This window comes from Acidithiobacillus sp., from assembly GCF_023229925.1.
In the GTDB taxonomy this organism is placed as follows: domain Bacteria; phylum Pseudomonadota; class Gammaproteobacteria; order Acidithiobacillales; family Acidithiobacillaceae; genus Acidithiobacillus.
Map to the genome: position 1 here is coordinate 31,929 of NZ_JALNYM010000001.1, position 16,199 is coordinate 48,127.

General features: G+C 57.6%; 17 protein-coding genes. 6 read left to right on the forward strand and 11 right to left on the reverse strand.

Annotated elements, in window-relative coordinates:
• Positions 1 to 42 precede the first annotated feature (42 nt).
• The 5 genes from M0P56_RS00225 to M0P56_RS00245 form a co-directional block, all read right to left on the reverse strand.
• On the reverse strand, positions 43 to 3,162 hold the full coding sequence (locus tag M0P56_RS00225) for an efflux RND transporter permease subunit (protein ID WP_291508046.1): 3,120 nt from the start codon (positions 3,160 to 3,162) through the stop codon (positions 43 to 45).
• Complete coding sequence (locus M0P56_RS00230) at positions 3,159 to 4,256, reverse strand: efflux RND transporter periplasmic adaptor subunit (protein ID WP_291508047.1); 1,098 nt, start codon at positions 4,254 to 4,256, stop codon at positions 3,159 to 3,161. The genes M0P56_RS00225 and M0P56_RS00230 overlap by 4 nt, the downstream gene beginning before the upstream one ends.
• Positions 4,253 to 5,836 carry a TolC family protein gene (locus M0P56_RS00235; RefSeq protein ID WP_291508048.1) on the reverse strand — a complete coding sequence of 528 codons (1,584 nt, stop codon included), beginning with the start codon at positions 5,834 to 5,836 and terminating at the stop codon, positions 4,253 to 4,255. Before M0P56_RS00235 ends, M0P56_RS00230 begins: the two co-directional genes overlap by 4 nt.
• Before the next feature lie 504 nt (positions 5,837 to 6,340).
• The gene (locus M0P56_RS00240) at positions 6,341 to 6,787 is read right to left on the reverse strand and encodes a hypothetical protein (RefSeq protein ID WP_291508049.1); all 447 of its coding nucleotides are present in this window, start codon (positions 6,785 to 6,787) and stop codon (positions 6,341 to 6,343) included.
• 170 nt (positions 6,788 to 6,957) lie between these two features.
• Positions 6,958 to 7,740, reverse strand: a complete 783-nt coding sequence (locus tag M0P56_RS00245; protein WP_291508050.1) for a sulfite exporter TauE/SafE family protein — start codon at positions 7,738 to 7,740, stop codon at positions 6,958 to 6,960.
• Positions 7,741 to 8,030: 290 nt separating this feature from the next.
• Between M0P56_RS00245 and thiS the strand changes: the two genes are divergently transcribed.
• Genes thiS through M0P56_RS00270 form a run of 5 tightly spaced genes read left to right on the forward strand, consistent with a single transcriptional unit; the run spans position 8,031 to position 11,684 of the window.
• Entirely contained in the window at positions 8,031 to 8,231 is a 201-nt protein-coding gene (gene thiS / locus M0P56_RS00250; RefSeq protein WP_291508051.1) for a sulfur carrier protein ThiS, read from the forward strand.
• 43 nt (positions 8,232 to 8,274) lie between these two features.
• Entirely contained in the window at positions 8,275 to 9,057 is a 783-nt protein-coding gene (locus M0P56_RS00255) for a thiazole synthase (RefSeq protein WP_291508052.1), read from the forward strand.
• Positions 9,038 to 9,628: a hypothetical protein gene (locus M0P56_RS00260; RefSeq protein WP_291508053.1), complete on the forward strand. Its 591-nt coding sequence runs from the start codon at positions 9,038 to 9,040 to the stop codon at positions 9,626 to 9,628. Before M0P56_RS00255 ends, M0P56_RS00260 begins: the two co-directional genes overlap by 20 nt.
• Before the next feature lie 12 nt (positions 9,629 to 9,640).
• Positions 9,641 to 11,011 (forward strand): UDP-N-acetylmuramate:L-alanyl-gamma-D-glutamyl-meso-diaminopimelate ligase, encoded by a 1,371-nt coding sequence (gene mpl / locus M0P56_RS00265; RefSeq protein WP_291508054.1) that lies wholly within the window; start codon positions 9,641 to 9,643, stop codon positions 11,009 to 11,011.
• Positions 11,012 to 11,042: 31 nt separating this feature from the next.
• Positions 11,043 to 11,684, forward strand: coding sequence for a flavin prenyltransferase UbiX (locus M0P56_RS00270; RefSeq protein ID WP_291508055.1), 642 nt, complete (start codon positions 11,043 to 11,045; stop codon positions 11,682 to 11,684).
• A 16-nt stretch (positions 11,685 to 11,700) separates the two neighbouring features.
• On the opposite strand, the gene M0P56_RS00275 is transcribed toward M0P56_RS00270, so the two are convergent.
• Together M0P56_RS00275 and M0P56_RS00280 are read right to left on the reverse strand one after the other, a co-directional pair.
• Positions 11,701 to 12,486, reverse strand: a complete 786-nt coding sequence (locus M0P56_RS00275) for an ABC transporter ATP-binding protein (RefSeq protein WP_291508056.1) — start codon at positions 12,484 to 12,486, stop codon at positions 11,701 to 11,703.
• Complete coding sequence (locus M0P56_RS00280) at positions 12,486 to 13,595, reverse strand: ABC transporter permease (protein WP_291508057.1); 1,110 nt, start codon at positions 13,593 to 13,595, stop codon at positions 12,486 to 12,488. Before M0P56_RS00280 ends, M0P56_RS00275 begins: the two co-directional genes overlap by 1 nt.
• 73 nt (positions 13,596 to 13,668) lie before the next feature.
• Between M0P56_RS00280 and M0P56_RS00285 the strand changes: the two genes are divergently transcribed.
• Entirely contained in the window at positions 13,669 to 14,175 is a 507-nt protein-coding gene (locus tag M0P56_RS00285; RefSeq protein ID WP_291508058.1) for an LEA type 2 family protein, read from the forward strand.
• Here the strand turns inward: M0P56_RS00285 and M0P56_RS00290 are convergent.
• The 4 genes from M0P56_RS00290 to M0P56_RS00305 are packed head-to-tail and all read right to left on the reverse strand — an operon-like array spanning position 14,120 to position 16,140.
• Positions 14,120 to 14,896: an endonuclease/exonuclease/phosphatase family protein gene (locus M0P56_RS00290; RefSeq protein ID WP_291508059.1), complete on the reverse strand. Its 777-nt coding sequence runs from the start codon at positions 14,894 to 14,896 to the stop codon at positions 14,120 to 14,122. The two genes, M0P56_RS00285 and M0P56_RS00290, sit on opposite strands and share 56 nt — an antisense overlap.
• Complete coding sequence (locus M0P56_RS00295) at positions 14,889 to 15,239, reverse strand: hypothetical protein (RefSeq protein ID WP_291508060.1); 351 nt, start codon at positions 15,237 to 15,239, stop codon at positions 14,889 to 14,891. Before M0P56_RS00295 ends, M0P56_RS00290 begins: the two co-directional genes overlap by 8 nt.
• Entirely contained in the window at positions 15,236 to 15,991 is a 756-nt protein-coding gene (locus M0P56_RS00300) for a molybdopterin-synthase adenylyltransferase MoeB (RefSeq protein ID WP_291508061.1), read from the reverse strand. The genes M0P56_RS00295 and M0P56_RS00300 overlap by 4 nt, the downstream gene beginning before the upstream one ends.
• Positions 15,988 to 16,140, reverse strand: a complete 153-nt coding sequence (locus tag M0P56_RS00305) for a hypothetical protein (RefSeq protein ID WP_291508062.1) — start codon at positions 16,138 to 16,140, stop codon at positions 15,988 to 15,990. The genes M0P56_RS00300 and M0P56_RS00305 overlap by 4 nt, the downstream gene beginning before the upstream one ends.
• Positions 16,141 to 16,199 lie beyond the last annotated feature (59 nt).

Consider the following 16,199-nt stretch of genomic DNA (forward strand, 5'->3'; position numbering starts at 1 on the left):
CTGGCAAAGCTTCAGTTCCTTTAATGCAAATATGGATGCTTCCTATTGTGGATATCTTGACCGTCCAAATAACCAGCGGAAATATCCTGGAACCACTCGTAATTCCTCAAAAAACAGATAGAATGCGGGCGTGATGTAAAGGGTCAGGAACTGTGAAAATATCAGGCCGCCCACTACCGCAATACCTAGAGGTACCCGGCTGCCAGCACCGGCACCAAAACCGATGGCAATGGGTAATACACCGAGGATTGCTGCAAAAGTGGTCATCATAATCGGGCGATAACGAATGGAGCAGGCATCGACAATGGCATCGAAGGCATCTGCGCCTTCGCGACGGCGGCTGACGGCAAAATCGACGAGAATGATCCCGTTTTTCTTGACCAGTCCCAGCAGCATGATGATCCCGATAAAGCTATACAGGTCGAGGGGTTCGTTAAAAATGACCAGCGACAGCAAAGCGCCGAAGGCGGCAAGGGGCAATGCCGTCAGAATGGTCAGGGGATGCAGAAAATGCTCATAGAGAATGGCTAATACCACATAAATCAGCAAGACGGTCGCCAGCAACAGGAAGGGCAAAGATTTGAAAGCCGACTGGAATTGCGCGGCATTTCCTCCCAGATGACCGACAATCCCCGCAGGAAGTACTTCTGTGGCTGATTTTTGCAGGGCAGATATGGCGGTACCCAGGCTGACCCCCGGCCTCAGATTGAAGGAGATGGTGGTCGAAGGCTGACCATCATGTTGCATCAGGTTTAGGGGGGCGGCATCGTAATGAAACTCGGCCACCGCCGAGAGCGGTACCAAAGCACCTCCGGCACCGGGGACGCTCAGGGTGGATAGGGCATTGATGTTTTTCTGATAGCGCGGTTCAAGTTCAATGATCACTTCATACTGATTATTGGCGCCGTAAATAGTCCCCACCTCATGACCGCCGAATGCCAGACCCAGGGTGTTTTCGATCGCCGCAGGAGTGACACCCAACGCGGTTGCTCTTGGGCGGTTGATACGGATGGCTACCTGAGGATTGTTATTCTGCAGACTGTTACTGACAGAACGGAGTTGCGGCAAGCGACGGAGGGCTTCCGTCATCTTGAGGGTCGCGGCATTTAGATTCGTCCAGTTGCCACCCATGAGTTCATAGTCATAGCTGCCATTGCCGCTGGCAGTACCGGAGTGCGCACTTTGAGGTCCTTGAAATACGATTTGGACATTGTGAAAACGGCGCGTTGTGTGATCGAGTGCGGTGATGATTTCCCCGGTTTGTGGGGCATAGCCGTTGCGAATGTGGATGAACATATGCCCGGAACTGGGGCTGCCGAAGCCTCCTGGACCCTGTCCTGCCGAAGAGACTACCGACTGAATGCGCGGATCGGCTTTGACCACCTTGGCGATCTCCGCTTGTTCGCCGCTAATCTCGGCAAAAGTCATTCCGGTCGGATACTCGATGTTGGCATTGATCGTTCCTGAATTCTGGTTGGGCAAAAAAGCTTTCGGTACGATCATCAGCAGCCAGACACTCCCCGCGAGAGATAATCCGGTCAGCGCCAGCATCCAGTATTTGTGCTGCAGCGCTACCTTCAGGGTGCGGATATAAAAACCCCGACTTCCCTTGAAAAAGCGCTGGAATATTCCGTTTTCCGGAAGGTGTCCTTGATCCTGGAGGTCATGCTGTGCATTGAGGTGGCTGGGTTTGAGATAACGGCTGCAGAGCATGGGGGTCACCGTCAGGGCGACGATGCCAGAAATCAGAATGACCACGGCGATACAGACCCCGAAGTCGGAAAACAAGTGCCCGATGAAACCGCCCAGAAAAATCAGAGGCAGAAAGATGATGGACAGAGACAAGGTCATCGATAGCACGGTGAAGCTGATTTCCTTGCTGCCATTCAAGGCGGCGGCTCGGCCCACTTCGCCTCGATCAATATGCCGGTTGATGTTTTCGAGCATCACGACCGCGTCGTCGACCACGAATCCGACGGAAAGTGTCAATGCCAGAAGGGTTAGGGTGTTGATGCTGAAGCCGAGGAGCATCATCACCAGAAAGGTGCCTAGCAGAGACAGTGGGATGGCTGCCGCGCCGATGAGGGTGGCGGACGGTCGCCGCAAAAATATCCACATGACACCCGCTACCAGAATGCTGGCCAGAATCAGGGTCATCAGGACTTCATGCACAGCGGCACGTATGTAGTCGGCCAGATCGAAAACCTGGGTCAGATGCACGCCTCCCGGCATGGCGGCCTGAAGTTGCGGAAGCAGGGCACGAATTTTATCGGAGATGGCCACGGTATTGCTGCCGGGCTGTCGGACCACGGCCAGGACAATTCCCGGGGTACGATTGATCCAGGTTTCCTGCTCGTTGTATTGCGTACTGTTAATGGCCTTGCCGACGGCACTGAGGGGCACCGCCTGTCCACCTTCATAAGCCAGAACCAGGTGATTAAAGGCGTTTGCTGTGTGAAGCTGACCATGGACCTGGGTTGCGAAATCCTGCCCGCCCCCGGTCAGCGTACCGCCCGGCAGGTTCACATTGGCGTTGCCGAGGGCGCTTTGTACTGCCTGCAGGCTGAGTCCCCGGGCGGAGAGGGCAAAGGGATTCACATAGATGCGCACGGCATAGGTCTGGGCGCCGTAGACCTGGACATCCGATACCCCGGCAATGCCCGACAAGGCAGTACTCACCTTGGTTTGCGCATATTTGTCCAGCTCGTACAGCGGCATGTTGGGAGCCGACATACCGATATAAAACACCGGTTGGGCGGAGGGGTTCATCTGCCGTACCGAGGGCGGTTCCGGCATGCCCGGGGGCAGAAAATGCTGAGCCTGGGCGACGGCATTGGAGACTTGCTGGGTAGCACCTAGAGGAGATTTGTTGAGATTGAACTGCAAGGTGATCTGGGTAACGCCATCCTGACTGACGGCGCTCATGGAGTTGAGGCCGGGGATGCTGGAAAACTGTCTTTCCAGAGGTGTCGCCACTGCGCTCGACATGGTCTTGGGGCTGGCTCCGGGGAGCTGTGCGGTGACCATGACCATGGGAAAACTGACGTTGGGTAACAGGGCGGTGGGTAACTGCAAATAGGCGAATAAGCCAAGCAGGGCCACAGCCGCTGCCAACACGGTGGTGGCAACAGGACGGCGGATGAACGGTTCGGACAAATTCATGGTTGAAGGACTCGAACCGACGAGCCGGGATGCAGGCGGGTCGGAGCGCCTACGATGACCGCCTTCCCGGACAGACGGGGTGCCGCAATGGCTACCTGGTTTCCGTCTTGCCCGAGGAACTTGATGGGGTTCATGACCGCCTTGCCATCGTTGATAGTGTAAACAAAGGATCCGGAAACCCCTTGCTGTAGGGCATTTGCAGGAATGATCAGTGCGTTGCGCAGTTGTCTGACCGTGAAATCCACCTGTACATATTCACCGGGCCAGAGCAGAGACTGCTGGTTGGGTATGCTGGCCCGCGCAGTGACCGTGGCGGAGCTGGTATTGACGGTATTGTCAATGACGGTAACTTTGCCCTGGCCAATCAGGTGCTGGTGATTTTCGTCCCAGATGAGCACTTTGCCGGTCTGGTGAGCGACGGCCGTATGCAGGTCATCGAGGTACGTTTCGGGCAGGCTGAACTGGACATTCATGGGTTGAATCTGGTTGATGGTGACCAGTTGGGTGCTGTTCGCCGTGACTAGATTGCCAGACTTGAGATTCAGGATGCCGACCGTGCCACTGATCGGGGCGGTGATCCGGGTTTCCGCCAGGGTGATCCGTGCACTCTGCAAAGCTGCCCGATCTGCGGCAACGGTTGCGGCCGCTGTGTCAGCTTGTGCCTGGGCTTGCTGGACCGTCTGGCGGGTGACGTAGTCTTTGCTGAGTAGGGGGGCATAGGCCTTTACCTGGGCATCGTCATACTGTTCCTGCGCTATCTCGCCATGTAAGTTGGCGCGATCCTGGGCGACCTGCGCGGCGGGCGTGGCGGGATCAATCTGGAACAGCAACTGGCCTTTCTGCACAGTTTGTCCCGAGTGGAGAGCGACTTGCTGCAGAATCCCGCTGACCTGCGGAGTAACCGTGACACTATGCGAAGCGACCGCCTGCCCGAGTGTGTTGACTACGATAGGCATGCCGCCCGTATGCACGAGAGCCGTTTCGACAGGGAGTGGCTGGTGCTTGCGTACATGGTCATGTTTTGCACAACCGTTCAGAACTAGGAGTGCCGTTGCCAGAAGTAGGGTGATCCTGCCAGAAATTCGTCGGGTCATGGAGTCGTCTCCGTAGCATTTGCTGCTTTTGGCAGCCCGATCATCCCCAGGGCGTTGGCAAGATTGGCCAGTTGCACATAGGCGGTGGTGATGTCCTGAATACGCGTTTGTTCGGCAGTGGTGAGGGTGGCCTGGGCGGTGAGCAGATTGAGCATGGTGGAGAGTCCTACCTGGTATTGCGCACGAATAGCCGCGAGAGAAGCTTGGGCACTACGGACCGCTAGTTGTGCAGCGGAAGCTGCCGAGCGGGCCCCCATGACCGTCTGATAATCCTGATATACGGTTAAGGCAATGCTTTGGGTCTCCTGGTTTAATGAAGCCCGTGCGCTGCGTTCCTCCCGACGAGCCTGCTGGATCTGGTAGCTGTCATGAAAGCCGGTAAAGAGGGGCACTTTCAGAGAGAATCCGATAGCCCAGTTTTGCGAAGGTTGCAGTCCATTCTGAAAGCGTTTTCCAGCGGATGCGGAGGCGCTCAGGGTCGGCAGCCCCTGTGCCTGGTCCTCCCGTAGGGTCGCACGGCTGGCAAGAATTTGCGCGGCTGCCGCCTGCACGTTGGGATTATTCTGGGTCGCACGAAAAACCAGAGATTGCACAGAAGGCGTGATACTGGGTGGTAGTCGATGGGTATTCAGGGGAACCAGGGGAATGGGGTTGGCGGGTGGCAGCCCGCAACTCTCCGCCAAAGCGGCCTGGTCCGAGAGGACGGTGGCTTTCGCCGAAATCCATTGTGCTTGAGCCTGGGCCAGCGCAGACTGTGCCTGCAGTACATCGGCGATGGTCGCCATGCCGGAATGCCGTTTGAGACTGGCGGCGTCTAGATTGGCGCGATCTTCTACAACCGTTTTTAGGTAAGCCCCGACCAGCGCCTGCTCCCCAATCAGTTGATAGTAGTTCTGGGTCACGCTCAGGGCCACCTTGGTCAGTGCGGCGTTGTTGTCAAAGCCGGAGATGTAGAGCTGGGCGAGAGCGGCATCCCTTTGCGCAGCACGCAAGCCAAAGTCCAGCAGCACATAACTCAAGCTAAGTGTGGCAGAATGGCTGTTGATGATGGGGATGCTGAAACCTGCGGTGGTGTTGCCTTGCGAACGGGCAGCATTATCGGTGAGAGACATGCTGGGCAGGTAAGCCGATTCTGCAACTCCCAGCCCCGCTGCAGAGGCTTGCAGATTTTCGAAAGCAACCCGTGTTTGCGGGTTATGGGCGAGGGCATAGGTGGTCAGCGCGGTCAAGCTTTGTGGTTTCGTAACGGTTTGTTCTTCAGGCAGCTTGCTCTGTGGGAGTTCGAGCCCGTGGACTTGCCATCTTACTCCCAGCGGTTGTTTTGCCCATCCTCGAGTATCGAAGGGATCATGGACCAGTATGTCGAGCGGGGCCGCATGCGCACCAGGAATGAAAAGCAGCGCTAATAAGGGTAACCGTAGGCTCAAATAAATCCGTAAGAAAAGGTGCGCCAGATTTATTTTGCGCACTGTCAGAAAGACGCCATTTTTTAAAAAATAACCGGTAGTGGCCTGAACGCTGGCCCATGCACCTACACTCAAAATCCCCATGGCTACGGAAAGCAAACGGTGACACGGCATTACGACTCCTGATCTGGTTGTTACCGGCGGCTAATCTATTTCAAATTATGAATTTGGCATAGTTATATGACAGTATGACGACGGTTTGATGACGAATTTCTGACAAATTCAAAAAATGTCTGCAATCGTCTCACCTTTTGGCCGTTCCTGAAAGACGTTCCTTCGGTTCAGCAAGCCGTGTGCCAAGTCGACCGTATAGTGACGAATATCTACAGAAACCAATTAAATCGAGAAGTAATTCATTGCGGGGCTGACTCCAGATCGGCCTGACAGGCAATGCTGCCCGAAAAATGGGCCCCATAATGATGCAACGCACGATGTTGATGCGGTGCGGCGGACCAGAATCAGGTGACTCCGGAATAAAAGCCGAGATTCGCGAGGATGCTTCCGCTGACCACAACAGCTATTGATGCTCCTGTGTGAATCATTTCGAGTAGAAAAAGGCGGACAGGATGCCTGCCTCTCGCTTACGTTGTCCAGAGGGTCGTAAGAAATTGGTATACATCAGCCGTCGTGACGACATGCCCCTACATAATGTCCGGTTACCGTGTCGTTGATCGGAAAGTGATAGCCATCCGCATTCACCTGTCCGGTAACAGTGGACCGGAACCTACGCCCCACACCGGTGACCGTCAGATGAACCGTCATGTGTATATGCGCAGCACCGCCTTGTGGTTGCCTTGAGAGGCAATTCTCCTGAAAAACCGTCCGCCCGTTGCCTTCGATAACCGGCACCCCCGTAGTCATACAGGTCGATCCCTGTTTTGACATCATCCAGGAGGTAAAGGCTTGACCGTGATTACATACGGTAGAGGTGTCCTTGATGCCACTTCCGTTGGCAACGCTCGTATCTTTCCATTCACCGCGCTTCATGTGCGGCAGTCCTTGCGCAAACGCCCTTGTTGAAAATGCCGCCACACATGCCATCAGCACTATTTGACGAATACGCATATTTTCTCCGACACTGCGCCATAAAAAAACACGAATAGGACACCATTTTTCCGTAGGACGGGAAGGTTTGTCCAGCACCCACAAAATTTTGGAGGATATCCATGCACATTAAGTTCAAAGCTCCCTCTGGACGACCAACGAATAGATATTCGATAGATGCTAATCGCCAGCTAGAAGGCAACAAACTGTTTCCACAGCATGTACAGCCCAACAGCAATGACGACCGTCGCAAAGACATAGCGCATAATAGTTTTCTTCTGACCTAGCCGGTTAGCAAGCATGACACCCAGCCATCCGCCTACCACGCCTCCTATTATGTATTCAGCAGCAATCCGCCAATCAACTAACCCAGACCACGCGTAACTTGCCGCCGTGGTTGCTCCCAATGCCGAGACGGCAACCAGCGAGGATCCAATCGCGTTGATGATAGGGAGGCGGGCAGAGCGCATGAGCGCGGGAACGATCAGAAATCCGCCCCCGATGCCGAAGAATCCTGAAAGGATCCCAACACCACTACCGTAAGCATATACGCGCTTTTGGTTCTTTGCCGGGACTGGACATGATGGATGCGTTTCAGTGCGGTACATGCGCGCTCCCACATATAACATAAGCAGGGCAAAGAGAAACAACAGATGTTTCCCACTTACTGCCTTGCCCAACTCCGAGCCAACAAGTGCCCCTGCTATCCCGGCACCGGCAAAGCGCAACGCAGTTCCCCAGCGGACATTACCCGCACGATGATGATGGAATAGGCTGTACAGTGCGGTTAATGAAACAGCGAGAGCCGTTGTTCCAATTGCTATGTGCGGCTCCGAGAGACCGACGAAATATACGAGAAGTGGCACGGCCAGTACTGAACCCCCACCTCCAATCAACCCCAGTGAAAAACCAACAATCACACCTGAGATGACGCTAGAAATGGTTTGAAACGTTGTAATGCTTATAGGAATCATCTGGTTGCACCTGATCTTTTCATCTATAGAGCCTATTATGCCATAAATGGCTGTCAGCTAGCTTCGATGAGCACATTAATGCCATCGCCAGGTAGAACGATCCGGGCGATAGCCGCTTTAAGCTTCTCGCTTTTGCCATCGGGCCAGTCCGCAACAAGCATTACCATAGCAAACCGCCCATGGCTATAGTTCCGCATCAGTGGGGGTGGAGGAGCCAACCCGCGATGGGTCCTAGGTATCAGGATGGCATTTGCTTGACGCTCCCCCGGTGAGGTTCTAGCATCGCTACCATGCAAATTCTGGTAAATGGTGTGGCGCGTGAGGTGCCGGAGCAGATGACGCTGCTGGCGCTGCTGGCGGATTTGGGCTGGGCGGATCGTCGTGTGGCCGTTGAATGCAATGGTGAAATTGTACCGCGCAGCACGCATGCCACAGTGGTGATGATGGCTGGTGACCGCCTGGAGATCATCCAGGCGGTGGGCGGCGGATAAGCGCCTTGCGCTAACCCCTTTTATGAGGCGAAGATAAAATACGATGCGTAAAGATCCTTTGGTGATTGCGGGGCGGGAGTACCAGTCCCGCCTGCTGGTAGGTACAGGAAAATATAAGGATTTTTCCGAGACGCGGGCGGCCGTCGATGCGGCCGGTGCGGAGATTGTTACGGTGGCACTGCGCCGGGTGAATCTGGGGCAAAATAAAGACGAGGCCAATCTGCTGGAGTTCTTGCCGGCGGACCGCTTTACCATCCTGCCGAACACGGCGGGGTGCTATACGGCGGAGGACGCGGTGCGCACCTGCCGTCTGGCGCGGGAGCTGGGTGACTGGAAACTGGTCAAGCTGGAAGTCATCGGTGACCCTCAGACCCTTTACCCGGATATGCGGCAGACCTACGAGGCCGCCAAAACCCTCATCGCCGAGGGTTTTGAGGTGATGGTGTACAGCGTGGATGATCCTGTGGCGTGCAAGGTCTTTGCGGAGATGGGCTGTGTGGCGGTGATGCCGTTGGCGGCGCCCATCGGTTCCGGTCTCGGTATTCGCAATCCATACAATCTGCGCATCATTCTGGAGCAGGCGACAGTACCGATTCTGGTGGATGCCGGTGTGGGCACAGCGTCCGATGTGGCGGTGGCGCTGGAGCTGGGTTGCGATGGGGTGTTGTTGAATACCGCCATTGCCGCCGCCAAAGATCCCATTCTCATGGCCGAGGCGATGCGCTTAGGGGTAGATGCGGGGCGCAAGGCTTTTCTGGCGGGACGCATGCCGCGCAAGCTATATGCCAGCGCCAGCAGTCCTGTGGATGGCCTTTTTTTTGAGTAGCAACGACGTCTTGGAATACGCGCGTACGGCACCTCTTGATGAGGAGTTTGTCGAGAGAGTGGAACGTCTGGTCATGGGTGCCGTGCCCGGCGGTGTGCTGCCCGACTATGCGGAAGACTGGGACGAGGCGGAGCGCCTGATTGCCAGGCTGGGCGATCAGGGGGTGGGCGTGCGCCTGGAGTATATGGTGGATGAAAACGGCCAGCGCTGGCACGTCTATATGGATTGGCAGGAGCCGGTCAGCCACGAATGGCAGTTGACCGAGGCGGAAGAAATGACTGCGGCGCAGGCGGTGACGCGGGCAGCGCTGGTCTGGTTTTACCAGCAGGAGATCACGGCGGCTAGCGCCCAGCCGCCGGACGGCTGGGCCTATTTTGAGGTGGTGGAACGCCTGGGTATGGCGCGGGATATGCTGGCACGCTCTTTGGACGATCATCCGGTGCTGGCCGAGGAGACGGAGATGATGACCCGTTATCAGGAGCTCCTGGAAAAATTCAATGCGCTCTATGAGCTGGCCAATCAGGCGCTGGATCTGCGTCTCGGCGCACCGGCACGTAGCACCATGCATTAGGCCTAACGCTCCATGCATATTCACGTCCTCGGCATCTGCGGGACTTTTATGGCGGGCATCGCGCTGCTGGCACGGGCGGCGGGGCATCAGGTAACAGGCTCGGATGTCCATACTTATCCGCCCATGAGTGATTTGCTGGCCCGCGAAGGGGTTACGGTCTATGAGGGTTATGATCCCGCCCAACTGAATCCCGCCCCCGACATGGTACTCATCGGCAATGCTCTGTCGAGGGGGAATCCTTGCGTGGAGGCTGTGCTGGATCGGCAGATTCCTTATGACTCCGGCCCGGCCTGGTTGTCCCGGGAGATTTTGCAAAGCCGCTGGGTGCTGGCGGTGGCGGGTACTCACGGCAAGACCACGACGACCTCCATCCTGACCTGGATATTGCAGGAAGCGGGGCTCAATCCGGGTTTTCTGATTGGCGGTGAAGCGCGTAACTTTGGCGTATCCGCACGTTTGACGGACAGCCCTTTTTTTGTGATTGAGGCGGATGAGTATGATACGGCCTTTTTCGATAAGCGCTCCAAATTCGTGCACTATCACCCGCGGTCGCTGATTCTCAATAACCTGGAATACGACCATGCCGATATATTCCCGGATATGGATGCGATCATCACCCAGTTCCACCATCTGCTGCGCACGGTGCCGGGCACGGGTGCGATCATCATGAATGCTGCGGCACCGGCACTGAAACAAGTGCTGGAGCGGGGGTGCTGGACGCCGCTGCAACGTTTTGCCGGAGAAGGTGAGTGGCAGGTGCGGCTCGCTACTTTGGATGGCTGCCGTTTTAGCGTGCTGGAGCGGGGCGTGGAGCGCGGACGCGTCAGTTGGGACATGGCCGGAGCCTTCAATGCCGAGAATGCGCTGGCGGCCTTGCTGGCGGCGCGTCATGCCGGAGTGCCGCTGGCGGTTGGTTGCGCCGCTTTGCAGCGCTTTCAAGGGGTGCGGCGGCGCCTGGAACTGCGGGGTAAAGCCGCCGGCGTGGCGGTGTATGACGACTTCGCCCATCACCCTACGGCCATTGCGGCTACTATTGCGGCCCTGCGTGGGCGGATGGCGGGAGAGAAGGGACGCCTGGTGGCGGTGCTGGAGCCGCGCTCCAATACCATGAAGATGGGGGTGCACCGGCAGACGCTAGGACAGAGCTTACAGAGTGCGGATCGGGCGTTTGTCTATGCCCCCGCGGATGTCGGTTGGGATGTGGCGACCGCACTGGGTTCTGCCGCGCAGGTTTACGCGGATATGGATGCACTCCTGGGGGCGCTGGAGGCCGAGTTGCGTGCAGGGGACCAAGTGCTCATTATGAGCAATGGTGCTTTCGGCGGGATTCATGGACGCTTGTTGGAACGCCTCATGCACCGGGATTCATCGGCAGAACCGTAATCCCGGATTCAATCCGGATCAAGGAGCAGCAATGGAAGATTGGCGACGGCAGGACCGGATTTGTGTAGCCATTACAGGCGCTTCCGGGGCGGCCTATGGGATGCGGCTGGTGGAGGTGCTGCTGACCGCCGGGGTGCGCGTCCATCTGCTGATATCGGACGCGGCGCGGATTGTTTGCCGTGAAGAACTGGATCTGGAACTCCCGGCTGCGGCAGAGGCCGTGACCCGCTTTCTCAATGAACGGTTCGGTGTCGAGCCGGATTTGTTGTCCGTTTATGCCCAGGATGATTGGTTTTCTCCTGTGGCCTCAGGCTCCAACGCAGCGCAGGCCATGGTGGTTTGTCCTTGTTCTGGAGGAACGCTGGCGGCCATTGCCCACGGGCTGTCCGAGAATCTGATCGAGCGCGCCGCGGACGTGATGCTGAAGGAAGGCCTGAAACTCATTCTGGTGCCCCGTGAAAGTCCCATCTCCACGATTCATCTGGAAAATATGCTGACGCTGGCGCGAATGGGCGTGCGGATTTTGCCAGCAAGTCCCGGCTTCTACCATCGTCCGCAAAAAATCGAAGATCTGGTGGATTTTATTGTGGCGAGGATTCTGGATCAATTGGGGCTGCCGAACCGAATCGGATGGCGTTGGGGGAACCGGGAGGTGGTTCCCGCAGCAGATTGAAATCAGGTGTCGGCGCTTAACATTTGCCGCCGGCACGGAGACCGGTCAGCAGGCGTTCGCCGCGTTCCCCGTGGAAGAACTCACGGATGTAAGGGTGGTCCACCTGTTGAATCTCGGTAAGCGGCCCCACCGTCAGCACCTTGCCGTCGGCGAGCACGGCGACGCGGTCCGCTGTGGCGGCAAGGCTGTCGAGGTCATGGCTGATCATAACGACGGTGAAGCCGATGTCGCCGTGGACCTGGCGGAGCAGGGCGTCAAATTCGGCGGCGGCGATGGGGTCGAGCCCGGAGGTGGGTTCATCGAGAAAGAGAATTTCCGCCTCCATAGCCAGCGCACGGGCGAGGGCGACCCGCTTGATCATTCCGCCCGATAATTCGGCGGGTAATTTCCATGCGTCACTGGGATTCAGGCCTACCATTTGCAGCTTCAGGGCTACCAGATTGCTGATTTCGGCGCGGGTCAAGTGGCCCCACTCGTGCAGCGGAAAGGCGATGTTTTCAAAAACCGTCAAGGCGCTGAACAGGGCACCTTGCTGAAAAAGCACTCCCCAGCGCTGGCGCAGGGCAATCTGTTCGCGCAGATGGAGCGCTTGCGGATTTTCGCCAAGAATGGTCATCTGCCCTTCGGCGATGGGGACGAGGCCCATCATGGCGCGCAGCAGTGTGGTTTTGCCGGTACCGCTGCCACCGACGATGGCGAGTATTTCGCCGCAATGTATGGTCAGATCAAGGTGCCGCTGAATCCAATGGGTTCCGAACCGGGTGGCGATGTCGGTCAGGATGATGGCGTCGGGGCGAGCCATCAGTTGGTAATTCCCGTATTGGAAAAGATCAGGGCAAGGATGGCATCAATGAGGATAACCAGGGTGATGGACACGACCACTGAGTTAGTGGTTTCCCGGCTTAGGCTAGTGGTGTTGGGCTGTACCTTAAGGCCATGAAAGCCTGCGATCCACGCAATAAGGACGCCAAAGATCGCCCCTTTGGCAATACCCAGCCACAGGTTAAAACTCGGGACCGCGATGGGCATTTGTTGGATGAAGAAGGTGGTGCCGATGTTGAGCTCCAATTTGGCCACGAGCATGGCCCCGAGGAGTCCCACCACGTCGGTCCAGAGGACGAGTAGTGGCATGACCAGCGCCAGGGCGATGACCTTGGGCAGAATCAGGCGGCGGATCGGGGGGATACCGAAAGTGCGCAGGGCGTCCAGTTCTTCGGTTACGCACATGCCGCCGATTTGCGCGGTGAACGCGGAGCCGGAACGCCCCGAAAGAATGATCGCGGTAATCAACGGCCCGAATTCGCGCAGGATGCTTAGACCGGCAATGTTGACGATGTAAATGTTGGCGCCATATTGGGCGAGCGTTGAGGCCGACTGAAAAGAAATCACTACACCGATGAGGAAGCCGATCAGGGTAAGGATGGGCAGTGAGTTAGGACCGGTATTGACGACGGTGGCGGAGATTTCACGCCACGGAAAGCTGCGCGGGTGGCGCAGTCCGCGCCCACACTCCAGCAAAAGGGCGCCCAGGAGCAGAAAAAGTCCCCAGAGGTCGCGTCCTGTTTCGATCAGGGACGTACCTAGTTGGTCAAGAAAGTGCCAGGGGCGGTGGGGTGGAGTGGTAATCGGCTGAATCTGCGCCAGACGGGCAAAAATACGGTGTTGCTGGGCTTCCATCCGGATATTTTCAGGCAGTTGGCGACCCCAGGCCTGCCAGAGCAGGAGTGCCCCGGCGCTGTCGAGCGCCTCGATGGCGGTGAGGTCCCACAGTATTTCCGGACCCAGGTTCCGTAGTGCCGCTTCTTGTGCTGCAAAATTGCCGCCAAGGCGTCGCAGAGTCCAGCGCCCGCTGAGGCGCAGCGTCTGGCCGTCGCGTTCCCAGTTCGGTTGCTGTGGTCTACCTTTCGTCATGCGCGGATCTGGGCTTTTCTCGGTCATTCCTTAGGCTATACTCGGCGACTGGCGTTTGCAGGAGTACACACGGATGACTATTGTTGCACGAAGTTCCGGCTTCACCCAATGGTTTCGGCGCTGGTCCACGCTGCTGCTGGTCGCGCTGCCACTCAGCGCCTGCAGCGCGTTTCCTGTGCACCATCCGGAGGTACAGTTACTGGGTATCCAGCCGGAGTCTGTGGGGCTGGTCTCGCAGACGTTTTTACTGTCGCTCAAGGTCAGCAACCCCAATGCCCGCGCGCTCCATGCCAAGGCAGGGGAGGCGCGTTTATATGTGCAGGACCGGCAGGTGGCTTACGGCTTGCTGGATAAGCCGGTCGATGTGCCCGCCTACGGCAGCGCCACGGTGACGATACCGGTCACTGGCAATTTTCTGACATTGCTGGGGAATCTCGGCAGTGTCAGCGCTAGGACTGGGCTCCCCTATGCAGTCAAAGGTTACCTCGTAACGGGCATGCTCGATATGCGGATACCTTTTACCGTCACTGGGGCTTTGCATCTGCCGTTGTCGCCGAGACCCAGCGCAGTCTTGCCTTGAGTGCGAGGTGGTCGGAGAGCGGTTCGGTGACGGTTTCAATCGCTGTAAATTCCAGGTCTGGGCTACAAAGGATGTGATCGAAGGAAAAGCGCGGTGACCAACTGGGAAAGGTGGGCGGGCTCCAGGGCGGCGCCTGCAATCCACTTTCGTTGAGGAGCAGACGTATTTCCGGGGAGCGGGCCGTGCAGTTCAGGTCGCCCATGAGAATGAGGTTCGGGCGTCCGCGCAGACGTTGGGCGAGATCGCGTATCTGACTCAGGCGTGCGTGACGGCTGAGGCCGAGGTGGGTGATGATCACTGTCAGGGGTCTTCCGCCAACATCGAGTCGGTTTTCCAGCATGCCGCGCCCCTTCATAAAGCTAGGCAAGGAATGCGCTATGGTCTCTTCAATGGGCCAGCGGGAGAGAATGCCGTTGCTGTGCTGGGCGAAGTCGCCAAAGTCGCGGGTACGTTGTTGCGCCCAGTAAGGGAAATGGGCGCGTTCAGCGAGAAATCCCGCCTGATTGACATACTGGCTGCGAAAAGAGCCGGCATCGACTTCGTTGAGTCCGGCGATGTCGGTTTCCTTCAAAATCATGGCGATCCGTTCCAGGTTGCGCAGACTCTGGCCGTGCGGCATCACATACTTCCAGCCGTGCAGGAGCATGTGCCGGGCGCGATGGGAACCGATGCCCACCTGGATATTGAAAGACGTCACAGAAAACGCTGAGGTGTCAGTCATGGTCGAGCTCAATGTCGAGTTCCTGCCAGCGCGTGTCATCACCAGCGCGGGTGAATGCGCGCAGGAGAATTACCCCTTTGATGTCCGCAGCCAGTAGTATCTGATAGGGGGTGCCGGTGGGGACGATATCCGCGATGGGAGCGGCGGCGTGAGCGTAATGTGCGAAAGATATCTCGCCACGGGACCGGATCAACGCGAGTGCGGTGGCAAAGCGCGCCGGTGGGCAAGGATAGACGGAGACGGGCACGCCGGCGCTAGCGCCGATAAGTCCTTCGCCAACACCTGCTTGCAGGTCTGCAAGCAGGGCGTTGGCCAGAGTGCGCGGCAGTTTCAGGCGCTTCACGCGCAGACGCCACAGGCCGGGTCGCGGCGCAGGGCGATCTGCCGCCACTGCCAGCTTTGTGCATCCATCAGCAGGAGTTGCCCGGCCAGCGGGGAATGGCCCGTGCAGAGCAAGCGAATGGCCTCTGTCGCCTGCATACTGCCGAGTACGCCGAGGAGCGGGCCAAGGACGCCGCTGCGTGAGCAGGTGTCTTCGGTGTCCTCCATGCCATCCGGGTAGAGACAGGCATAGCAGGCGCTTTCCGGCACACGAAAATCAAAGACGGCGAGTTGCCCCTCCCAGCGGATGGCCGCAGCGCTGACCAGAGGTTTGCCGGTGTTCCGGCAGACGCGGTTGATGGCGTGGCGGCTGCTGAAGTTGTCGGTGCAGTCCAGCACCAGATCGTGGGTGTCCAGTGCTGCTGCAAGAGACTCAGGTTGCGCTGATTCTGCCCAGGCGCTGACCCGAATCTGTTGATTCATGGCACCCAGTCTATCGCGTGCGGCCAGGGCTTTGGGGCGTCCCAGGTCGGCTTCGCTATAGAGAATCTGGCGTTGCAGATTGCTGAGTTCGACCTGATCCCCATCGCAGACGGTCAGGTTGCCGACGCCCGCGGCCGCCAGATACTGGGCGGCCGGGCAGCCTAGTCCACCCATACCGATGATCAGCACCCGGCTGGCGGCCAGCGCCCGCTGTCCGGCAATGTCGATTTCCGGCAAAAGAATCTGGCGCGCATAACGCAGCAATGCCGCGTCGTCGAGAATGTCAGTCATTGGTGCAATGCATAACCGATGTCGTTGTCTGCCACGGCCATGCTGACGAGGAACGGTTCCGGGAACCCGCGATGCACGATGGTGGTGCGTCCGGTGAGCTGTTCCAGAAATTGTTGTTGCAGCAGCAGACGGGAGCTTTCGTTGAGCATGTCATCAGTGTAGCAACGCGGAGGAGATTGCTCCAGTTATGGAGTGCTTCGCCGAGGGT